The sequence below is a fragment of the Pseudomonas protegens genome (genome assembly GCF_003732485.1).
GTDB classification, from domain to species: Bacteria; Pseudomonadota; Gammaproteobacteria; order Pseudomonadales; family Pseudomonadaceae; genus Aquipseudomonas; species Aquipseudomonas protegens_B.
The window spans coordinates 86,292-87,415 of the sequence record NZ_MOAK01000088.1; the positions used below are offsets into that span (position 1 = coordinate 86,292).

Below are 1,124 nucleotides of genomic sequence, written 5' to 3' on the forward strand. Positions count from 1 at the left end.
ACGTTGAAGCTGTCGCCGACGGCTTCGGTCTTCAACACCTGGACGTCGACGCGGCCTTTCATTTGCTCACGGGAGGAAATGATCGAGGCACCGTCGACGCCTTGCGCCGATTGGCGACCATCGAGCACGCCTTCGCTGACGCCGCCCAAGAGGTTCTTGCCTGCCGAAATGGCTGACGAGACGGCTGACTTGGCAGAATCCTTGATGGTGCTTTCGCTGCTTGGCTCAGCCTCGGCCAGACACAGCGAACTCAGGAGCAAGCCGGATACCAGAAGCAAGGAACGCGCAGGAGTAAGGGTCATACATAATCCTTTATCGGGGTTGCTACACCGCCACCTCAGGCGGTGAATGGCAGGCAGGTTGCACCAATCAAAGCGCCAAGTCACTAGCCATACAACGCCCGGAATGCCACATGCCGCTGGCCGGCAAACCGCAGGCCTGATCGCGGGCGGCATGCAAATTGCTCCTGTTCCCGGTCTTTCCCAGGCTGGAATCTGCGCATGCTGCACTCGCACCTCACCACCCTCAATGCGGTTTCACTGGTTCTCAACACCTTCAAGGAGCAGGGCCAGGACAGCGACGCGCTACTGGCCGGCAGCGGTATAAACGCCGCCGACCTGAGCCGCGCCGACACCCGCATCACCACCAGCCAAGAGATGCTGGTGTGTGCCAACGCCGTAGCCCTGCAGCGGGATATCGGCCTGGAACTGGGCCGGCGCATGCACGTTTCCTCTTACGGCATGCTCGGCTATGCGCTGCTCACCAGTGCCACCTTAGGTGACGCTTTGCGCCTGGCGCTGCGTTATCCGGCGCTGATGGGAACACTTTTCGAACTGAGCCTGGAAAGCGACGGTCCGCGCATCTGGCTGACGGCCGCCGACTACCGCGAATGCCCGGCCCTGGCGGCGTTCAACACCGAGTTCTGCCTGGTGTCGATGAAGGTCATCTGCGACGACTTGCTGGGCCACGCCTTGCCCTTGCTGGGCGCGCGCTTCGACTATCCGGCACCGGACTATCAACGGCGCTACCGCGAGCCCTTCAACTGCCCACTGCAATTCGACGCCGACCGCAACGCCTTCGCCTTCGACCGGCACTGGCTCGACCAGCCGCTGCCCCTGGCAGAT

General features: G+C 62.4%; 2 protein-coding genes. One reads left to right on the forward strand and one right to left on the reverse strand.

The genetic code is table 11. The annotated features are described in order from the left end of the window. Positions 1-455: hypothetical protein (locus BLX41_RS36890; protein ID WP_259745447.1), on the reverse strand; the 455-nt coding region annotated here is incomplete at its 3' end. A gap of 45 nt (positions 456-500) precedes the next feature. Here BLX41_RS36890 and BLX41_RS31770 point away from each other — a divergent pair. Continuing rightward, positions 501-1,124: AraC family transcriptional regulator (locus BLX41_RS31770; RefSeq protein WP_148059795.1), on the forward strand; the 624-nt coding region annotated here is incomplete at its 3' end.